12 protein-coding genes and 1 riboswitch are annotated in these 14,842 nt (G+C 49.7%); of the genes, 4 read left to right on the forward strand and 8 right to left on the reverse strand.

Features of this window, described 5'->3' with window-relative positions:
- Positions 1-288 precede the first annotated feature (288 nt).
- The 8 genes from thiW to CW734_RS13985 form a co-directional block, all read right to left on the reverse strand.
- Positions 289-777 carry an energy coupling factor transporter S component ThiW gene (thiW, locus tag CW734_RS13955; protein ID WP_101191182.1) on the reverse strand — a complete coding sequence of 163 codons (489 nt, stop codon included), beginning with the start codon at positions 775-777 and terminating at the stop codon, positions 289-291.
- Positions 774-929, reverse strand: a complete 156-nt coding sequence (locus tag CW734_RS19750) for a hypothetical protein (RefSeq protein ID WP_332871051.1) — start codon at positions 927-929, stop codon at positions 774-776. The genes thiW and CW734_RS19750 overlap by 4 nt, the downstream gene beginning before the upstream one ends.
- A gap of 25 nt (positions 930-954) precedes the next feature.
- Entirely contained in the window at positions 955-1,389 is a 435-nt protein-coding gene (locus tag CW734_RS13960) for a thiamine phosphate synthase (protein ID WP_269801463.1), read from the reverse strand.
- Positions 1,364-2,242: a bifunctional hydroxymethylpyrimidine kinase/phosphomethylpyrimidine kinase gene (gene thiD / locus CW734_RS13965; protein ID WP_101191184.1), complete on the reverse strand. Its 879-nt coding sequence runs from the start codon at positions 2,240-2,242 to the stop codon at positions 1,364-1,366. The genes CW734_RS13960 and thiD overlap by 26 nt, the downstream gene beginning before the upstream one ends.
- Positions 2,232-2,993: a hydroxyethylthiazole kinase gene (gene thiM / locus CW734_RS13970; protein ID WP_101191186.1), complete on the reverse strand. Its 762-nt coding sequence runs from the start codon at positions 2,991-2,993 to the stop codon at positions 2,232-2,234. Before thiM ends, thiD begins: the two co-directional genes overlap by 11 nt.
- Positions 2,986-3,675: a thiaminase II gene (gene tenA, locus CW734_RS13975; RefSeq protein WP_101191188.1), complete on the reverse strand. Its 690-nt coding sequence runs from the start codon at positions 3,673-3,675 to the stop codon at positions 2,986-2,988. The genes thiM and tenA overlap by 8 nt, the downstream gene beginning before the upstream one ends.
- Positions 3,676-3,764: 89 nt before the next feature.
- Positions 3,765-3,866: riboswitch (TPP riboswitch) on the reverse strand.
- A 708-nt stretch (positions 3,867-4,574) separates the two neighbouring features.
- Positions 4,575-5,684, reverse strand: a complete 1,110-nt coding sequence (locus tag CW734_RS13980) for a S1C family serine protease (RefSeq protein ID WP_232787071.1) — start codon at positions 5,682-5,684, stop codon at positions 4,575-4,577.
- 144 nt (positions 5,685-5,828) lie between these two features.
- Positions 5,829-9,332, reverse strand: coding sequence for a DUF6359 domain-containing protein (locus CW734_RS13985; protein WP_101191192.1), 3,504 nt, complete (start codon positions 9,330-9,332; stop codon positions 5,829-5,831).
- Positions 9,333-9,694: 362 nt separating this feature from the next.
- Between CW734_RS13985 and murJ the strand changes: the two genes are divergently transcribed.
- From murJ to CW734_RS14005, 4 genes are all read left to right on the forward strand, one after another.
- Positions 9,695-11,125 carry a murein biosynthesis integral membrane protein MurJ gene (gene murJ, locus CW734_RS13990; protein WP_232787072.1) on the forward strand — a complete coding sequence of 477 codons (1,431 nt, stop codon included), beginning with the start codon at positions 9,695-9,697 and terminating at the stop codon, positions 11,123-11,125.
- Between the two features lie 110 nt (positions 11,126-11,235).
- Positions 11,236-12,114: a PIG-L deacetylase family protein gene (locus CW734_RS13995; RefSeq protein ID WP_101191194.1), complete on the forward strand. Its 879-nt coding sequence runs from the start codon at positions 11,236-11,238 to the stop codon at positions 12,112-12,114.
- 24 nt (positions 12,115-12,138) lie between these two features.
- Entirely contained in the window at positions 12,139-13,602 is a 1,464-nt protein-coding gene (locus CW734_RS14000; RefSeq protein WP_101191196.1) for an O-antigen ligase family protein, read from the forward strand.
- A complete protein-coding gene (locus tag CW734_RS14005) occupies positions 13,599-14,603 on the forward strand; it encodes a GNAT family N-acetyltransferase (RefSeq protein WP_101191198.1) in 1,005 nt (334 codons plus the stop codon). Before CW734_RS14000 ends, CW734_RS14005 begins: the two co-directional genes overlap by 4 nt.
- Positions 14,604-14,842: the final 239 nt, after the last annotated feature.

Genomic DNA, 14,842 nt, shown 5'->3' on the forward strand with positions numbered 1-14,842 from the left:
CCATTGCGCCGGACGCTTTCCGCGGGCATGGCTTGAGCCTCCTCGGTCGCTACGAAAACCATGTGCTCAGCTCTCACTGCGCTCGAGCCTCGCAAATGATTAGACTCAGCGGTGCTTCGCTTAATCATTTCCTGCGGGGTCTCAAGACTCATGCTATTCCCGCAGGAGTCACCGGCTCCATTCCCATGAGTTTGTAAAAACTTTGCACAAAATAAAACCACTAGAGATAAACTAGTTCGTTTACTCAGCGGTTTTATGCTCGAGATTTAATGAGATATTCCTATATTGTCATGCCAATAATTTACTGCTTTTCGTTTTCTCCAACCTGTACACTAACACCACGCCAAGGACTGCACCGCTGATGCTCGATACGAGAAACGGCGGCATGAAGAACAAGGCGCCTACTTCGGTTCCCATCAGAATACGTGCATAGGGCACCGCGACCAGTGAGGCGATGATACCGGTTCCTAGGATTTCACCGGCTGCTGCAAAACCGAGCCGCCCGCTGTAGCGATAAAAGACACCAGCAAGCAATGCGCCGATCATGCCTCCCGGAAAAGCGAGCAGCGAGCCGGTCCCAGTCAAGACGCGCACCGCTCCAGTCAATAAGGCGATGACGACCGCAGGCCCTGGGCCGAAGACGACTGCTGCGATGACATTGATCGCATGCTGCACCGGATATGCTCGGGCGATGCCTGCCGGAAACCAGACGAACGCGGATCCGGCGACGGCGAGTGCGACGAACATTGCCATGAGTACGAGTTTTTTCGTGTTCATCCGATACACCTCTCCGGTATCGCTCGTTTGAAGCGTTCGATTTGCCTTGCGACATCTTGTGCCTGTGCTATCGAAGAGATGACGGCGATGCCCGATACGCCTGCCCGCCACACCATTTCGGCGTTGCCTGGTTCGATGCCGCCGATGCCAATGACGGGTACGTGCGGATATTGGGTTTCACTTTAATGATTTCAGCAACACCCGCTGGCGGTTTGGCATCGCTTTTGTGCGCGTGCCAAATACCGGTCCCATGCCGAGATACGTCGCGCCGCACGTCAGCGCTTCATTCGCTTCTTTGACTGAATGCACCGAAACCCCAAGAGCCATCGATACGCCGATTCGTTTTCTCACCGATCCGCAGTCCATATCATCCTGGCCGATATGGATGCCGTCCGCTTCGATTGTGCAAGCCAGTTCGACATCGTCATTGATGAATAGCGGGACATCGTATTCACTGCACAACTTCTTGCACTTTGCCGCGAACTCCACGAGCGCATCACCCGTCAATGCGCCGCGCCCTTTTTCGCGCAGCTGAAAATGGGTGATGCCGCCTTGCAGCGCTTCTTCGAGCAGCTCGAGCGGCTCTTTAGTACCGGCGTTTGTCGTACCCATTAGAAAATAAATCGCTGGATTCCCGAACAAGATGAACCACTTCCTTTTCGATAGATTCTTTGTACGCCGCATGATGTGTCGGGCCGTGGCCATGCCCGATGTGAAGCGGATACGCAAGAGCTGCCTGGATGAATTCCTTGGCAGTGAACAAGGCTTCTTCCACTGGTTTGCCTTTGCCGAGTTCAGCTGTCAGCGCCGCTGAAAACGTGCAGCCCGTGCCATGTGTCTGTTCCGTTTGGAGACGCTCTGAGCGTAGTAAGATGACCTTTCCTTGCTGATCCAGATAATAGTCTTCCGCAACGTCAGGGTCAGTGCTATGGCCGCCTTTGATGACCACAGCTTCCGCACCGAGCGATAAAATCGCTTCCGCCGCATTTCTGCGTGATGCATCGTCTGTAATGTCTATTCCGCTCAATACTTCCGCTTCCGGGATATTTGGCGTGATGATGGCAGCGAGCGGGACGAGCATCGTTTTAATTGCTTCGACCGCTTCCTGCTGCAACAAGGAAGCGCCGCCTTTTGCGATCATGACGGGATCGATGACGAGCCTGTTCCAGCCGTAGCGTTTGATGCCTTGTGCGGTTTCTTCGATGATGCCGGCGTCAAACAGCATGCCGGTCTTGAGCGCGCGGATATCGAAGTCCGTCCCAATTGCATCGAGCTGTTCTTTGACCGCTTGTCGATCCATCGGATAAATGCCGTGAACGCCCTGCGTGTTTTGGGCGGTCACCGCCGTTACCGCCGAACAGCCGAATACGCTAAGTTCCTGGAATGTTTTCAAATCCGCTTGTATCCCCGCTCCACCGCCTGAATCAGATCCGGCAATCGTCAATACTTGGGGTTTAGCGTCCATATAGTACCACCTCCTGTCGTTTGGATAGTTCGTCCAGAAAAGCCATCTGGAAAGTTCCCGGGTTCAAGGCGATTTTCGATGCCTTGCTTCCTGCATTCGCGTAAATCTGCAAGCCGTAAGCAACTGCATCGAACCGATCGCTTTCTTCGTCCGTCAAGAATGCGGCAAGCACAGCACTGAGCAGACACCCCATCCCCGTGACCGACGCCATCAAGGGATCGCCCCCTGTGATGTGCTCGGTCCGTTCTCCGTCCGTCACCAGATCGCTCATTCCGGTCACGGCGACAAGTGTTCGATATTCATCAGCCACTTGTTTAGCGATGGTCTCCAAATCGCCTTGGCCTTCTCCGGCATCGACGCCGCGCGCTTGCCAATCTACTCCTGCAATGGCCGCGAGTTCGCCTGCGTTGCAGCGCACTAAAGTGATATCGAGTTCTGTCAGCAATCGTTTCACGGCTTTCAATCGATAAGCTGTCGCGCCGGCACCGACCGGATCCAACACAATCGGGATGCCTTTTTCCATGGCGGCGCGTCCCGCGATGAGCATGCTGTTGAGTGAGCGCTCCGTGATCGTGCCGATATTGAGCGATAAGGCATCGGCGTGTCCTGTGAGCTCGGCGACTTCCTGTTGTTCATCTCCCATGACCGGCGAGACGCCGAGCGCGAGCAAGCCGTTTGCCTGAAAATTCGAGACGACGTGATTAGTGATGCAGTGAATCAAGGGTTTTCGTGCGCGCAATTCCCTAAGCATGGCGGACACTCTCCTTTTTCGCGGGCAGCTCCCACGTTTCCATCGTCCACGCCTGCTGCCAGAACTGCCATTCATAATAGCTGCTTCTCATAAAGCGCGTTTTCAATTCCTTGCGCCGCTCTTCCGGCAAGCCCTCAGCTAAATGGTCCATCCGATTGATCTGTTCGTTCACTAGTTCCCCGAACCACTCGGATCCGTATGTGCCAATCCATTTCTGAAAAATCGGTTCTTCCGGCGTCGCGGTTTTCAACCGTTCGCCGATTTCGTAATAAAGCCAATAGCACGGAAGCAAGGCTGCAAGCACATCTGCAAGATCGCCTTCTGCCGAACGGTACATATGCGAAACGTAAGCATAGGCGTGTGGCGACGGTTCGAATAGTTTCCAATCTTCCTCTGTTACCCCGAGCAATTCCATAAACGATTCATGAAGCGCGAGTTCCGCGGCGCAGGTCTGTTCTGCGTGATGCGCAAAGGATTGCGTCGTTTTCAAATCTTTGGCTTTTGTGGCACCGATCGCCTGTACTTTCGCGAAATGGGTTAGGTAATAGGCATCTTGCATGACGTAGAATTTAAAAACATCGAGCGGCAAATCGCCTTTCGCGATGCCTTTCACAAACGGGTGTTCAAAACTGGCGTCCCATAAATCTGTGCATTCCAACCGGACTTCTTTACAAAATGTCATGTCGCTCTCTCCTTTTTTGGGCAAAATAAAACACCGCTTCCCAGGTAAGGAAGCGGCGATAAAGGTCAGCTGAAGAAATTGGAGAAAAGCTCACAATTCGCCCACTTCCCTACGCTGGTATGATCCAGATCAGGTTCAAAGGGTCCGGACTCTTGTCCGTCTCAGCCAACTTGGCTCCCCTAGTGGAATAGCGATATTTTTTTATTGTCGGCAATAGAATACCATAGCTGGCTAGCGAATTCAAAACTTTTTGAAATTAAGATAGCAGGAGTTTTGTTGTTTAATTGGAATTAGCTTGCACTTTTCATCTACTAGTTATCCGCAGCCTCGCTTGGGTTTGAGCTTTCACAATGAGCCAATGAATTGGCGAAAGGCAGTTGAGCCGATTCATTTGCGACGCATCTGCTTTTGCAGATGTGGGAGCAAAGTTATACGTTCATTTCCCAATCTAGTGGAGTATGCGAAGTTTATCATTTTCCGGCTTCGCTTCACCCTTAAGCGCGATGCTGCTTTTAGATTCCATTGGATAGATAAGTGACTAGTTGAGTGGTTTTGTCGATTTCGTCCGCTTTGGTTTGTTTGATTGATTGATAATCGAAAGTGAAAATGAGTTGGAATCGATTTACTGACACCATGGTACTGTTCTGCCTCTTGCAAGCAAGCTTTCATTTCACACACACGGTCTTCAATGAACGATGCATTTCGTTTTCATTCTAAAACTAGGGCTGCAGCGGAAACCGGCGACTCCGGGAGGTATAGCGAGACAATTGAGACCCTGGACTGAGCGTAAGCGAGGGAAGCGGCTCAATGCGAGCCCTCCGGAAAGCGTCCGGTTGCAGCGCAAGCTCCCCACTCTAAATCCACTAAAAAAAAAGAACCTCCAAAAACGGAGGCTCCTATTATTCTTCTACATATTCAATCTGATAATCCCCGTACTCATCGATCACAACGGTATAGAGGCGCCGGTGGTCGATTGTTCCGGTCTCGCCGTTTGCTTCGTGGTAATTGAATACTGCGCCGGCTTCGACGTATGCACGGTCGCCTTCAATTTCGACGGAACTGACTTCCGGCACGACGGAATCGAACACGCGGCCATCCGCTGAATACTCTTGGACGACGCTGTCTACCGCTTCAACCGCCTGGCTTCCCTGTACTAAATAGGAAGAATAATAATTCAGCTCCTCGTCATTCATCGAATACGGCAGCAAGTCATAATAGGCTTCGATGAAACTCGATAATAGCGCTTCTTCAAAATACGCATCCTTTACGGACGGTTCCACCAATTGCGATTCAGGAAGCGGATCTGGGTTGTTCGCCCAGCTATCCAACATTTCCTTTTTCAAATAAAGCGGGATTGCATAGCCGATTTCGGGATTGTCTTCAAGCATGACCGAATTGATGCCGAGCACGCGGCCGGTGCTTGCATCGAGTAACGGCCCGCCGCTTGAGCCCTGCTTGATCAAAGCATTCATTTCATAAAGATCCGTATAGACAAAGACTTCCGAGAAATCGACGCCGGTGTCGGTGATTTCCCCTTCAGTCGCAGTATTCGCTGCGTTCTCGGGGCTGCCGATGGCGATAACCGGTGTGCCGATATCGACCGGTTGCATTTCCTGCTCAAGTGGCTCTTTTCCTGCGAGGTCTTCAACACGGACAAGCGCCAAATCCTCATCGAGCGACATGCCGATCACTTTGCCGGCAAATTCCTGGCCGTCGCTATTGACGAGTGAAATAAACGTGGCATCTCGCACGACATGGGCGTTCGTCAAAATGTCGCCCTGGTTATTGAATAAAAAGCCGGACCCTTGCTCGAAATCGGTATAGATCGTGTAGACATGTGTCTTGGCATTCGCTATCATCACGGCTTTTTCCTGAGCGGCCGTATCGACCGGGGAATCCGTCTGCTCTGTTTCAGCTTCGGGCGGCGCCTCTGTCTCCGTCCCTCCGCAAGCCGCGAGAATCATCGCCGACAGGAAAACCATCAGCCATTGCATCATCCGTTTTTCCATAGTCTCAACCCGCTTCCGGTAATGTGAGTTCATTATAGCAAGCCGGAATTGAAAAAGGAACGTTTACGGGCAAGCCCGACCCGGAAGATTTTTACTTGAGTGAAGACAAAAAAAGCCGCCGGTACAAACCGGCGGCTCCATTCGTTATTTCTTGCTCTTCTTCAATTGCCCTTTGTTCGTAATAACGGTGTAGTTGCCGAACTCGTTCACTTCAAGCGTGAAAGTTTCGCCATTCAGGTCGCCCTGGATGATCTTCCATTTGCCTCTATCATCTTGGCGTGCGCCGAATTGGACTTTGACATCCGGATTCGTCAGGAAGTTCAATTCCATCGGTTCGCTGAGTGTCAGGCCGAGTTCTTCGCCGTCCGCTCCGAGTACAGCGATATCAAGCTGGTCGCTGAGTGCAGGGCGTTTGTCTACTTGTTCGGCGTCATCGACTGCAAGGGCAAGCGTCATTTCTTCGCCAGCCGCTTCCGCTAATTGCTGGAGGTTGGCTGCCGTGAATGTGAAGTTCGCTTGTTCCAGTTGAACGGTCAAATCCTTGCCGCTTTCAAGAAGTTCATCGATTGTGCCTTCTGTGAATGTGATGTCGAGTGTACCGTCTTCATCGAATTCACCGGCTGTGATGACTGCTTCTTCACCTGAAAGGTCCGGATCCGCTTCCTGTTCACCAGGCACTTGCGGTTTGTCGAACGTGATTTGTGCAAGTAGTGGATCATGATCCGATGCGCGTCCATGTTCTTCCATAAACATCGAGTTAATATGGACCATATCAAGTTCTGTGTTGTCCGCCAAATTGTTCGTCACCAACAAGTGATCGAGCACTTGCGAGTTGCCTTGGTAGTAATAAGAGAAACGGTCTTCTTCAGGAACATCGTTGACTTTGTTCGTCAAGATGTCGCCTTCTAGTGCATCAAGTGCCGGCGTGAATTCGAAATCGTTCATATCGCCAGTGACGACGACATTGAGTTCCGGATTCTTCTCGAGTCCTTCTTCGATAAAGCCATTAATGGCATGCGCCAATTCAATGCGTTCCACTTCAGAAGTGAATTCCGGCGGCTGGTTTTGCCCAAACAAGCCTTGGTCTCCGCCTTTGGAGTTCAAATGCGTTGCGATAACGACAATTTCTTCGCCTTGGAATTCAAATTGTGCCGCGAGTGGCTTACGTGTGTTTGGCATTGGAATCGGTTGTACGCGTCCCGGGTTCAATTCAAGGTCGCCTGAATCTGTCCACGAGTTGTCCTCTGTCGCTGTTCCTTTTTCGCCTTCAGACAAATCAACGCGGTCCGGATTGTACAAGAAGCCTACGCGGATGTTGCCGCCTGGCTGTCCGCCATCCTGGTTGTATTCCGGTGCGATGTCTGTCCAAGCGTATTCAGGACCGCCTGCAGCTTGGATGCCTTCGATGAGGCGCTCATAAGAAGCGGTCGCATCAGAGTCTTTTGAAGCAATCGGCCCGTCGCTGTCCTGTACTTCGACCATCGCGATGATGTCCGGTGAGTTCAAGTCGTTGACGAATGATTCTGCGATGCGCTGTGCTTTAGCATCTGATGTGTGGCTCGGGTCTGCAGAGAAGTTCTCGACGTTATACGTGGAAACCGTCAATTTATCATCTGCGTTTTCGATCCATGTCTGTTCCGGCTCAGTTCCGCCATCTACAATTTCCGGCACTTCGGTTTCGTCCGTCCAGATCTGGTAGTTGCCGAATCCGTAGCCGAGAACGCCAACTGGAGCTTCAGCAAATGTATCGCCCGCTTTTGCGACGACGCCTTCACCTGTTGTGACGGTGATACGTTCCGGATTGAAATCGTCTTCTTCAAGAAGGATTCCGTCTTGCTTGTGGAACTCATTATTTGTCGCATTTTTCGATACGACGAATACTTCGCCGTAATTTTGTGGGCCAACGATTTGTGCCTCAGCTACGCTGACACGTATCAATTCCAGTGACTCCCAGAAATCAATGCCGTCTTCTTCCGGCTGGAATTCCGTCAAGCCGTCATTGTCGATATTTTGAGTCGGTGGGAAGACATCTTCGCCGATAACGATCGGTTCAGGTAGTTCTGCTGTTGCTGTTTTCACAACGTCCGTCGAACGGATGCGTGTGAGTGGCAAATCGTTTTCGCGCATATCGGAATAGCCCTTATAGAACCATTCTTCGACCGTTCCCGCGACCGTTACGACATCCCCGACAGCCAGGCTGCTGGATGCAGATGATTTGTTGACGATGATCGCTTCTGAAGTTTTCCAGTCGCCGTCACCTTCTGTATCTTGGATCACAAAGTTTGCGCCGTTATAGAAATGCGTGATGACACCCGTCACTTCATTCACTGTTGCATCTTCGTAGATCGAGTAATGCCCTTGTCCTTGAATGTCGCGGATTTTCAAGTCCTCTGTTTTCAGGACCGTGTAATCAAATGAAAAAACTTCTGATGTTTCGCCTGTCACTGCGATCGCTTTGATCACCGTATCTTGCGTCAGGACGATCGGCTCAGAATAAACTGCGCTGTCCGTTGTCGGCTCTGATCCGTCTAAGGTGTAATGGATTGTTGCATTATCCAAGCCGCTTGCAAGCGTGATTTCAGTACCTTCCGAGACGACGCCCGGGAAGATGTCTGTGTACACAGCAGGCTTGTTGACAAGCTCGAAGCTCTCGAAGCCCAGCGTTTTCACTTGGTAAGTCGAGTTGTATTTCGAAGCGATGCCTGAAAGGTAAATCAAGTCGCCTTCTTTGTATTGTTTCGTGAAATCTTCGAACGTCAAGCCATTGCGATTGTCATTGCGGACGACGACTTGCTCGCCATTTTCCGTGACTGCCGTGAACTCAAACGTTCCGTAATCGTTAACGGATTTCAAGTTAGTGATTTCGACGCGTTCGATCGAAATGCGTTCGCCTTGAGTCTCTTCATTGACGCCTGCCGGTGAAATTGTCTGTACTTCCGGCAATTCGGTTCCGGAATTTAGGACTTCTACTGTGTTCGGCTGCAATTGCAACTCGCCGCTGTATTCGGAAACCTTGCCTTCCAAGCGGACGATATCGCCTGCCGTTACAGACGCGCTCGATGTGTAGACATAAATGCCCGCTGTTTCATCCTGCACATAGAAAGCGTTGCCGCCCCAGAATCCTGTTTCAGTCGTCACAGTCGCTTCGACAGAAATCAATTCGCCTGCTGAGTCACGTGCCGCTTGGACATTTTCAACCGGTGTCGCGGTCGGCGGTGCTTCGCCTTCAGACAGGATTGTAAAAGCATTAGCAGAACGCAGGCCAGGAACTGAGAAATAAGCTCCAAGTGTGCCGGTTATTGTCACTTCTGCTTTGAAATTACCTGGATTGTCTACAAGGTTCAATCCGGCACGAGTCGATCCTGTCGGTAATTGAACCGGCAAGATTTTCGCCGGGTCGGTTTCATCCGGGGAATCCGCCAAACCTAAGTTGGTTGCTGAAGTAAATGGAGCTTCCTGGTCATAATTGGTGCCGCTAGTTGCAGTCCCAACGATAAAGCCTTTCACCGTTGCTGTTCCTGTATTGTTTTCAATGGCTTCTGCAACTGAAATGGTTTCTGCTGCTTCGGCTGTCGCCATATATGGCAAGGCAGCTGATAAAGCCAATAGGAGACTCAAAAAGATCTTGCTGAACGCGCTTTTTGTCACAAACCTTCACTCCTCTGATAATTTATTGTCATACGGATTTAGTATACTAGACATATGTAAACGCTTTATTGAATATTTGTAAATTTCTTTATTTTGACCAAATTATTTATAATATTCCCTTTTTATCCTGTATATTAGGTGCAAGAGAAAGCTATTTTCTAATTTTGTACATTGATTAATCCATTAGTCCTGTAAGCTTGTCATATGTGAATTTTTCCGCAACATAATCACCAGAGACGTCTAAACTAGAGGTTTCGTGATAAGATAGGAAAATGGAATTGGGAGATTATTGCTCCTATATATAAGGAAAGAATTTGGTTTCGTTTCACCGCTTAACCATTTGAAGAAAGTAGGATTTAGTTTTGGGTAGAAAACTTGCTATTACCGGTATTTTGTTTGTCATCGCGTCGCTGTTTTTGAAAATTTCCGGGCTTCTCCGGGATATGGTTATTGCCTATCAATTTGGGGATTCCTATCAATCAGCTGCATATTTCGCTGCATTCGCTTTGGCAAATACCTTTATTTTATTCTTCACTACCGGCATGAAGAACGCTTTCGTGCCAAGTTTCATCCATGCACAGGCGGATGGCAAGGGCCATCATCATTTCTCCCAGATCATCCGTGGAACGATGGTACTCGGATTGATTGTCTCCGCTATCGGCGCAGTAGTATCCCCGTTGCTATTGCCTTTGCTGTTTCAGTTCCCTAATCTTCAGCCCGATGTTCGAGCTGAAGCGATTGAATTGAGTGTTGCTTTAGCGGTCATCTTCTTCATAGCCGTTTTTCTAGTGTCATTGAACGCGGTTTACGAGGCCTATCTTGATGCGGAGAACAAATTCTCCCTGTCAGTCATTTCGCAGATCATCGTTATTGGCAGCACCATTCTAAGCACCTTGCTGTTTGCAGATCAGATCGGCGCCTACTCAATGGCGTTTGGTTATTTGGCCGGTGCGCTGTTATCGTATATTGCCAAACGGCTCTGGTTCGTCCCTAAAGGTAGCCATAAAGTAATCGGCAAACTCGATTGGGAAGAAATCAAGCCCTTTTCGATCATTTTCATCCCGGTCGCTATTACAGTTATGGTCGGCCAGGTCAATTTGACAATCGACAATATCTTTGCCAGTTCGTTCAGCGATTCAGCAGTCAACTACGTTAACTACGCCAAGAACATCGTCCACTTCCCGCAAGCGATCATCGGCGTAACCATCGGGACGATTATTTTCCCGATTTTGTCGAAAGCCATTGCGAATGCCAATGAAAAAAGTTTCAAGCAAGGTATCGAATATGGCTTGATGTTGACGCTTTTGGTTTTGCTGCCGGCTGTTGCGGGAATGATGTGGCTGATGCAAGATCTCATCACGATCGTCTATGAACGCGGCGCCTTTACAGCGGACGCGACGACAGCCACTGCCAATGTCGGCTATCTGTATCTGGGATCGGTATTGTTCTTCAGTTTGCAGAACATCTTGAACAAAGCTTTCTATTCAAAAAAACAAGGCCACGTCATTTTGCGCATTTCCTTGTTCTCCATCGCGCTCAATGTCGCATTGAACTTCCTGTTCATTGCCATTCTTGATTCGTATTTGGCGATTCCACTTGCTTCATCCGTCATGGCGCTCGTCTATTTTGCGCTTAACTGGATCGTCTTTAACCGAACGCAAGGCAAGCTCGATTCGCGCTTTATCGTGAAAGACGCGGCCAAGATTTTTGCAGCGACCGCTGCGATGCTATTACCTTATGGCTCGCATCCGGAATACTCGAAGATCTTCATATCTATATCCGCTTCGGCCTGACCGCGATCATCGGCGCCATTGTCTACGTCATCGCGGCTCTCGCCTTGAAAACGGAAATCGCACGCTTCCTCATCAGCAAGCTTAGAAAATCATAAGGAGTTTTTCGCATTATGAAACAGGCAATCATGAAAAATGCTGCGCCGGTGCTGAATCCGGCGATCAAGGCATCCTTACGACGCTTTTACAAAGCGGACAAACCGCTCACTCCGCTTGAACCGGCGGAGCGCGTGCTTGTATTTGCGCCGCATATCGACGACGAAACGATTGGGCTTGGCGGAACCATCCGCCGTTATGCCGATGCCGGCGCGCAAGTCACCATCGCCATTATCACCGATGGCAAAAACAGCAACGCTGCTCCGGTTGAAGCCGATGCCTTGGCTGAAACCCGTAAGCAAGAGTTGCGCTCCATCCAGGATCTGCTCGGCTTCACAGATGTTCGTTATCTTGATTATCCTGACAGCGAGATCAAGCATGTCGCTTCGAGCGAACGTTTCGGAGAACTGATCGATGAGATCCGTCCTGATACAATCTATACAACGAGCTTGATCGACGCCCATCCGGATCATGTGTACAGCGCCCATTTGGTGGCTGATGCCTTGAAGCATACGGCCCATCAGCCAAAAGTCGTCCGCGAATATGAGATCAATTGCCCTGTACCGCCAGAGGAAATCAATTGTATTATGGACATTACCGATCAATTCCCGCTCAAACAACGGGCGACTGAAGCATTCAAAAGCCAAGTGATCGCATTCGATGGATTTTTGGCGCTCGCTGAAATCAAAGCTGCCCAAACAAACGATACAAACGCACGCTACGTAGAAACCTTCATCGAAAACACACCGCAGCAATTTATCCAGGCGGCCGATCACTTGAAGACCGAAGACCGCCAGTACGAAAATCATTTCAAGCAAGCGAACCGCACCGTCACTTTGTGGTGGGCCATCTTCAAGAATTTGAAGTTGAAAAAGGCGATTTATCAAAGCCGCTAATTATAAATGCATTTGGAGGATATTATGAACTTTTTTAAGAACGATAACGAAAAATGGTTTTGGCTCATCGCCTTGATCGCCATCATGTTAATAGGTTATTCAGAGCTCGCCATCATCGGCTATGCCCTGACGGCCGTGTTGTTCGCCTATGCGTTCATCAATCCGAAGCACGGTATCCTGTTGCTGTTCGTCTACATCCCGGTCCGTGAATTTGTCACGCAATACAACCCGGGGCTCAGCTATTTGACCGAAGCTATCGTATTCGGTGCGCTGTTCCAGGTATTCTGGATGAACCGCAAAACAATAGGGAAATTATTCCACTTCAAGAACTTCGAATACGCCTATTTCGCTTTTCTGGCCATTGGTTCGATTTCTGCACTTATCATGGGCATCAGCCCGATCCTGATCGCTATGCAATTGCGCCAGTTCCTGCTCTTTTACCTGGTGTATTACATCGTCTACCGCATTGGGATCACACGTAAAGACCTCGTCAACCTCGTGTGGATTTTCATCTGGACAGCGATTTTGGTCATCATCCAGGCGATCACTGAAAAACTGTCCATCCGCAATATGTTCCTGCCAGAATCATGGGAGGCCATGGCGTTGTCGGCGAAAAACCGCGTACGCATATACGGCATGCTCGGCAACCCGAACGTGCTCGGCATTTACTTGATGTTCGCATTCATCGCCTTCTATTACGCGAAGAATAAATTGAAGGAATTCAATCCGCGCTATATGGATATTTTGAATGTCCTATTGGTCGGTATTTTGGTACTGACGTATTCACGTGGCACTTGGGGCGGATTCTTGATCGCCGCCATCGCCTTCCTGATCATGACGCGCAAACTGAGCATACTCATCGACTTCGTCAAATATACGGCGATTGCACTGGTACTCGTTGTTTTGCCGTTGAATCTATTGACTAATTACTTTGAGAGCACCGACATTGGTTCTGAAAAAGTCACCAATATTCAGCAATTCGATGTCGGTGGACAGTCTGGCTTCCGCGACCGCATCGGCAGTACGTTCAGCGAAGACACTGTCACCGGCAGCCAAAGCTCGGGCCGCTTGTTCATCGTCAAAACCGGCTTTGAAGTATTTAAAGACTATCCTATTATCGGGACTGGATTTGCCACGTTCGGCGATTCCACTACCCTCTCAAACGGCTCGCCGATTTATGATGAATACGAAATCGGCCACAAGTTCTATTCCGATAACCAATACATCCAAATCATTGTCCAAACGGGCGTACTCGGCGTTATCGCCTTTGCTGCTTTCTTGCTGTTGATGCTTTGGCGCTATGGCAAGAAGCATAAGGAAAGCTATCTGTATTCACTAACTGCCAGCATCTTGCTGGGTGCGTATTTCATGGGCCTTGTTTACAACCTATGGGAATCCGATATTTTCGGGCTCGCGTTCTTCGCACTTCTAGCTGCAGCGTCTCGCCGGGAAGATTTCGGATTCCGGGATGACGGTGAAACCTTATGATCCGCCTTTACCAGACAGGCGACGAAATCGGCATCAATGCCCTTTATGAAAAAGTGTTCGGCAAAAAGCGTTCACTTGCTGAATGGCAATGGAAATTCGAGACCTTTCCAGAGAGCGCGACAATTGTCGTTTCAGAAGAAGACGGCCACATTAACGGCCATGCCGCTTTCTTGAAGCTGACGGCGCGCCAGCAAGGAACGGAACTATCACTTGGCGAACGGGTCGACATCATGGTCGATCCAGATTTCCAAGGGCGCGGCATCTACAAGCAAATCGTCTCCCGCATGATCCAGGAATGTGAAGCGGAAGGGCTCGATATCCTCTACGGTTTCCCTGCTGAAACGGCTAAGCAAGTGTTCATGAAAGTGGCTGGCGGCAAGGATCTCGGGAATGTCCCCCGCTTTCTTGCCGTCAATAAGCCAGGAGCTTTGCTTGCGGCAAAGGTCGGCAAGTTAAAAGCGATCCAGTCGCCGCTCGACAAAGTGTTTTCTGTGAGCGTTCCAAAAAAGAGCACGCATCAATTGCGTGAACTTGGCGATCGCCTCGCAGTGGCCGATATGTTATACGGACGTTTTGAAAATCAATACCCGCTTCATGCCAAACGCAGCGGCGGCTATATCGAGCGTCGTTTCCTTGACCATCCGACAAAGGATTACCAAGTGTATACTTTAGAGCAGAATGGCTATGCAGAAGGCTATTGCGTTCTGCACGAGGAAACGAAAGAAAATGGCGTGAGCTTTGCAACGATTGTTGATTTGTTCGGGCCGAATGATGAAGCGATCATTGCGGATCAATTGAAGGCAATCCGCCGCTTCACTAAAGCAGACGCGCTCAATTGCTGGGCCGTGCCGGATAGCCCGCGCTACCGTGCATTGAAGAAAGCCGGCTTTTTCCATATCAATAGCCCGATGCCGTTTGTCATCAAAGATTTCACTGGCACGGGTGCCTATGACGAGCTGGCTGATTGGCATTTGTCGCAGTCGGATGTTGATTCGTATTAATGCGTGCCCTTCTTCCGGGATTCCGGGAGAAGGGTTTTTTTTATGGGTTGGGAATTTTGTGTGGAGATGTATACGAAGATAGTGAGGCATTGGTTGTGGAATTGTTGCGATGTTTGATTTTAGCTTCATTCTAGTAGTCGCCGCCTTGCATTGGGTTGGCCTTTGGCAATAAGCCAATGAAATGGCGAAAGGAAGTTGAGTCATTTCATTTGCGACGCATCTGCATAGCAGATGTGGGA

Origin of the sequence: Planococcus sp. MB-3u-03, from assembly GCF_002833405.1 — a bacterium.
Classification (GTDB): domain Bacteria; phylum Bacillota; class Bacilli; order Bacillales_A; family Planococcaceae; genus Planococcus.

Excerpts from the sequence above, each read along its gene's own strand:
- CW734_RS13960 (WP_269801463.1), bottom strand. The coding sequence starts at position 1,389 with ATGGGTACGACAAACGCCGGTACTAAAGAGCCGCTCGAGCTGCTCGAA.
- CW734_RS14005 (WP_101191198.1), top strand. The coding sequence starts at position 13,599 with ATGATCCGCCTTTACCAGACAGGCGACGAAATCGGCATCAATGCCCTT.
- tenA (WP_101191188.1), bottom strand. The coding sequence starts at position 3,675 with ATGACATTTTGTAAAGAAGTCCGGTTGGAATGCACAGATTTATGGGAC.
- CW734_RS13980 (WP_232787071.1), bottom strand. The coding sequence starts at position 5,684 with ATGGAAAAACGGATGATGCAATGGCTGATGGTTTTCCTGTCGGCGATG.
- thiM (WP_101191186.1), bottom strand. The coding sequence starts at position 2,993 with ATGCTTAGGGAATTGCGCGCACGAAAACCCTTGATTCACTGCATCACT.
- thiD (WP_101191184.1), bottom strand. The coding sequence starts at position 2,242 with ATGGACGCTAAACCCCAAGTATTGACGATTGCCGGATCTGATTCAGGC.
- thiW (WP_101191182.1), bottom strand. The coding sequence starts at position 777 with ATGAACACGAAAAAACTCGTACTCATGGCAATGTTCGTCGCACTCGCC.
- CW734_RS14000 (WP_101191196.1), top strand. The coding sequence starts at position 12,139 with ATGAACTTTTTTAAGAACGATAACGAAAAATGGTTTTGGCTCATCGCC.
- CW734_RS13995 (WP_101191194.1), top strand. The coding sequence starts at position 11,236 with ATGAAACAGGCAATCATGAAAAATGCTGCGCCGGTGCTGAATCCGGCG.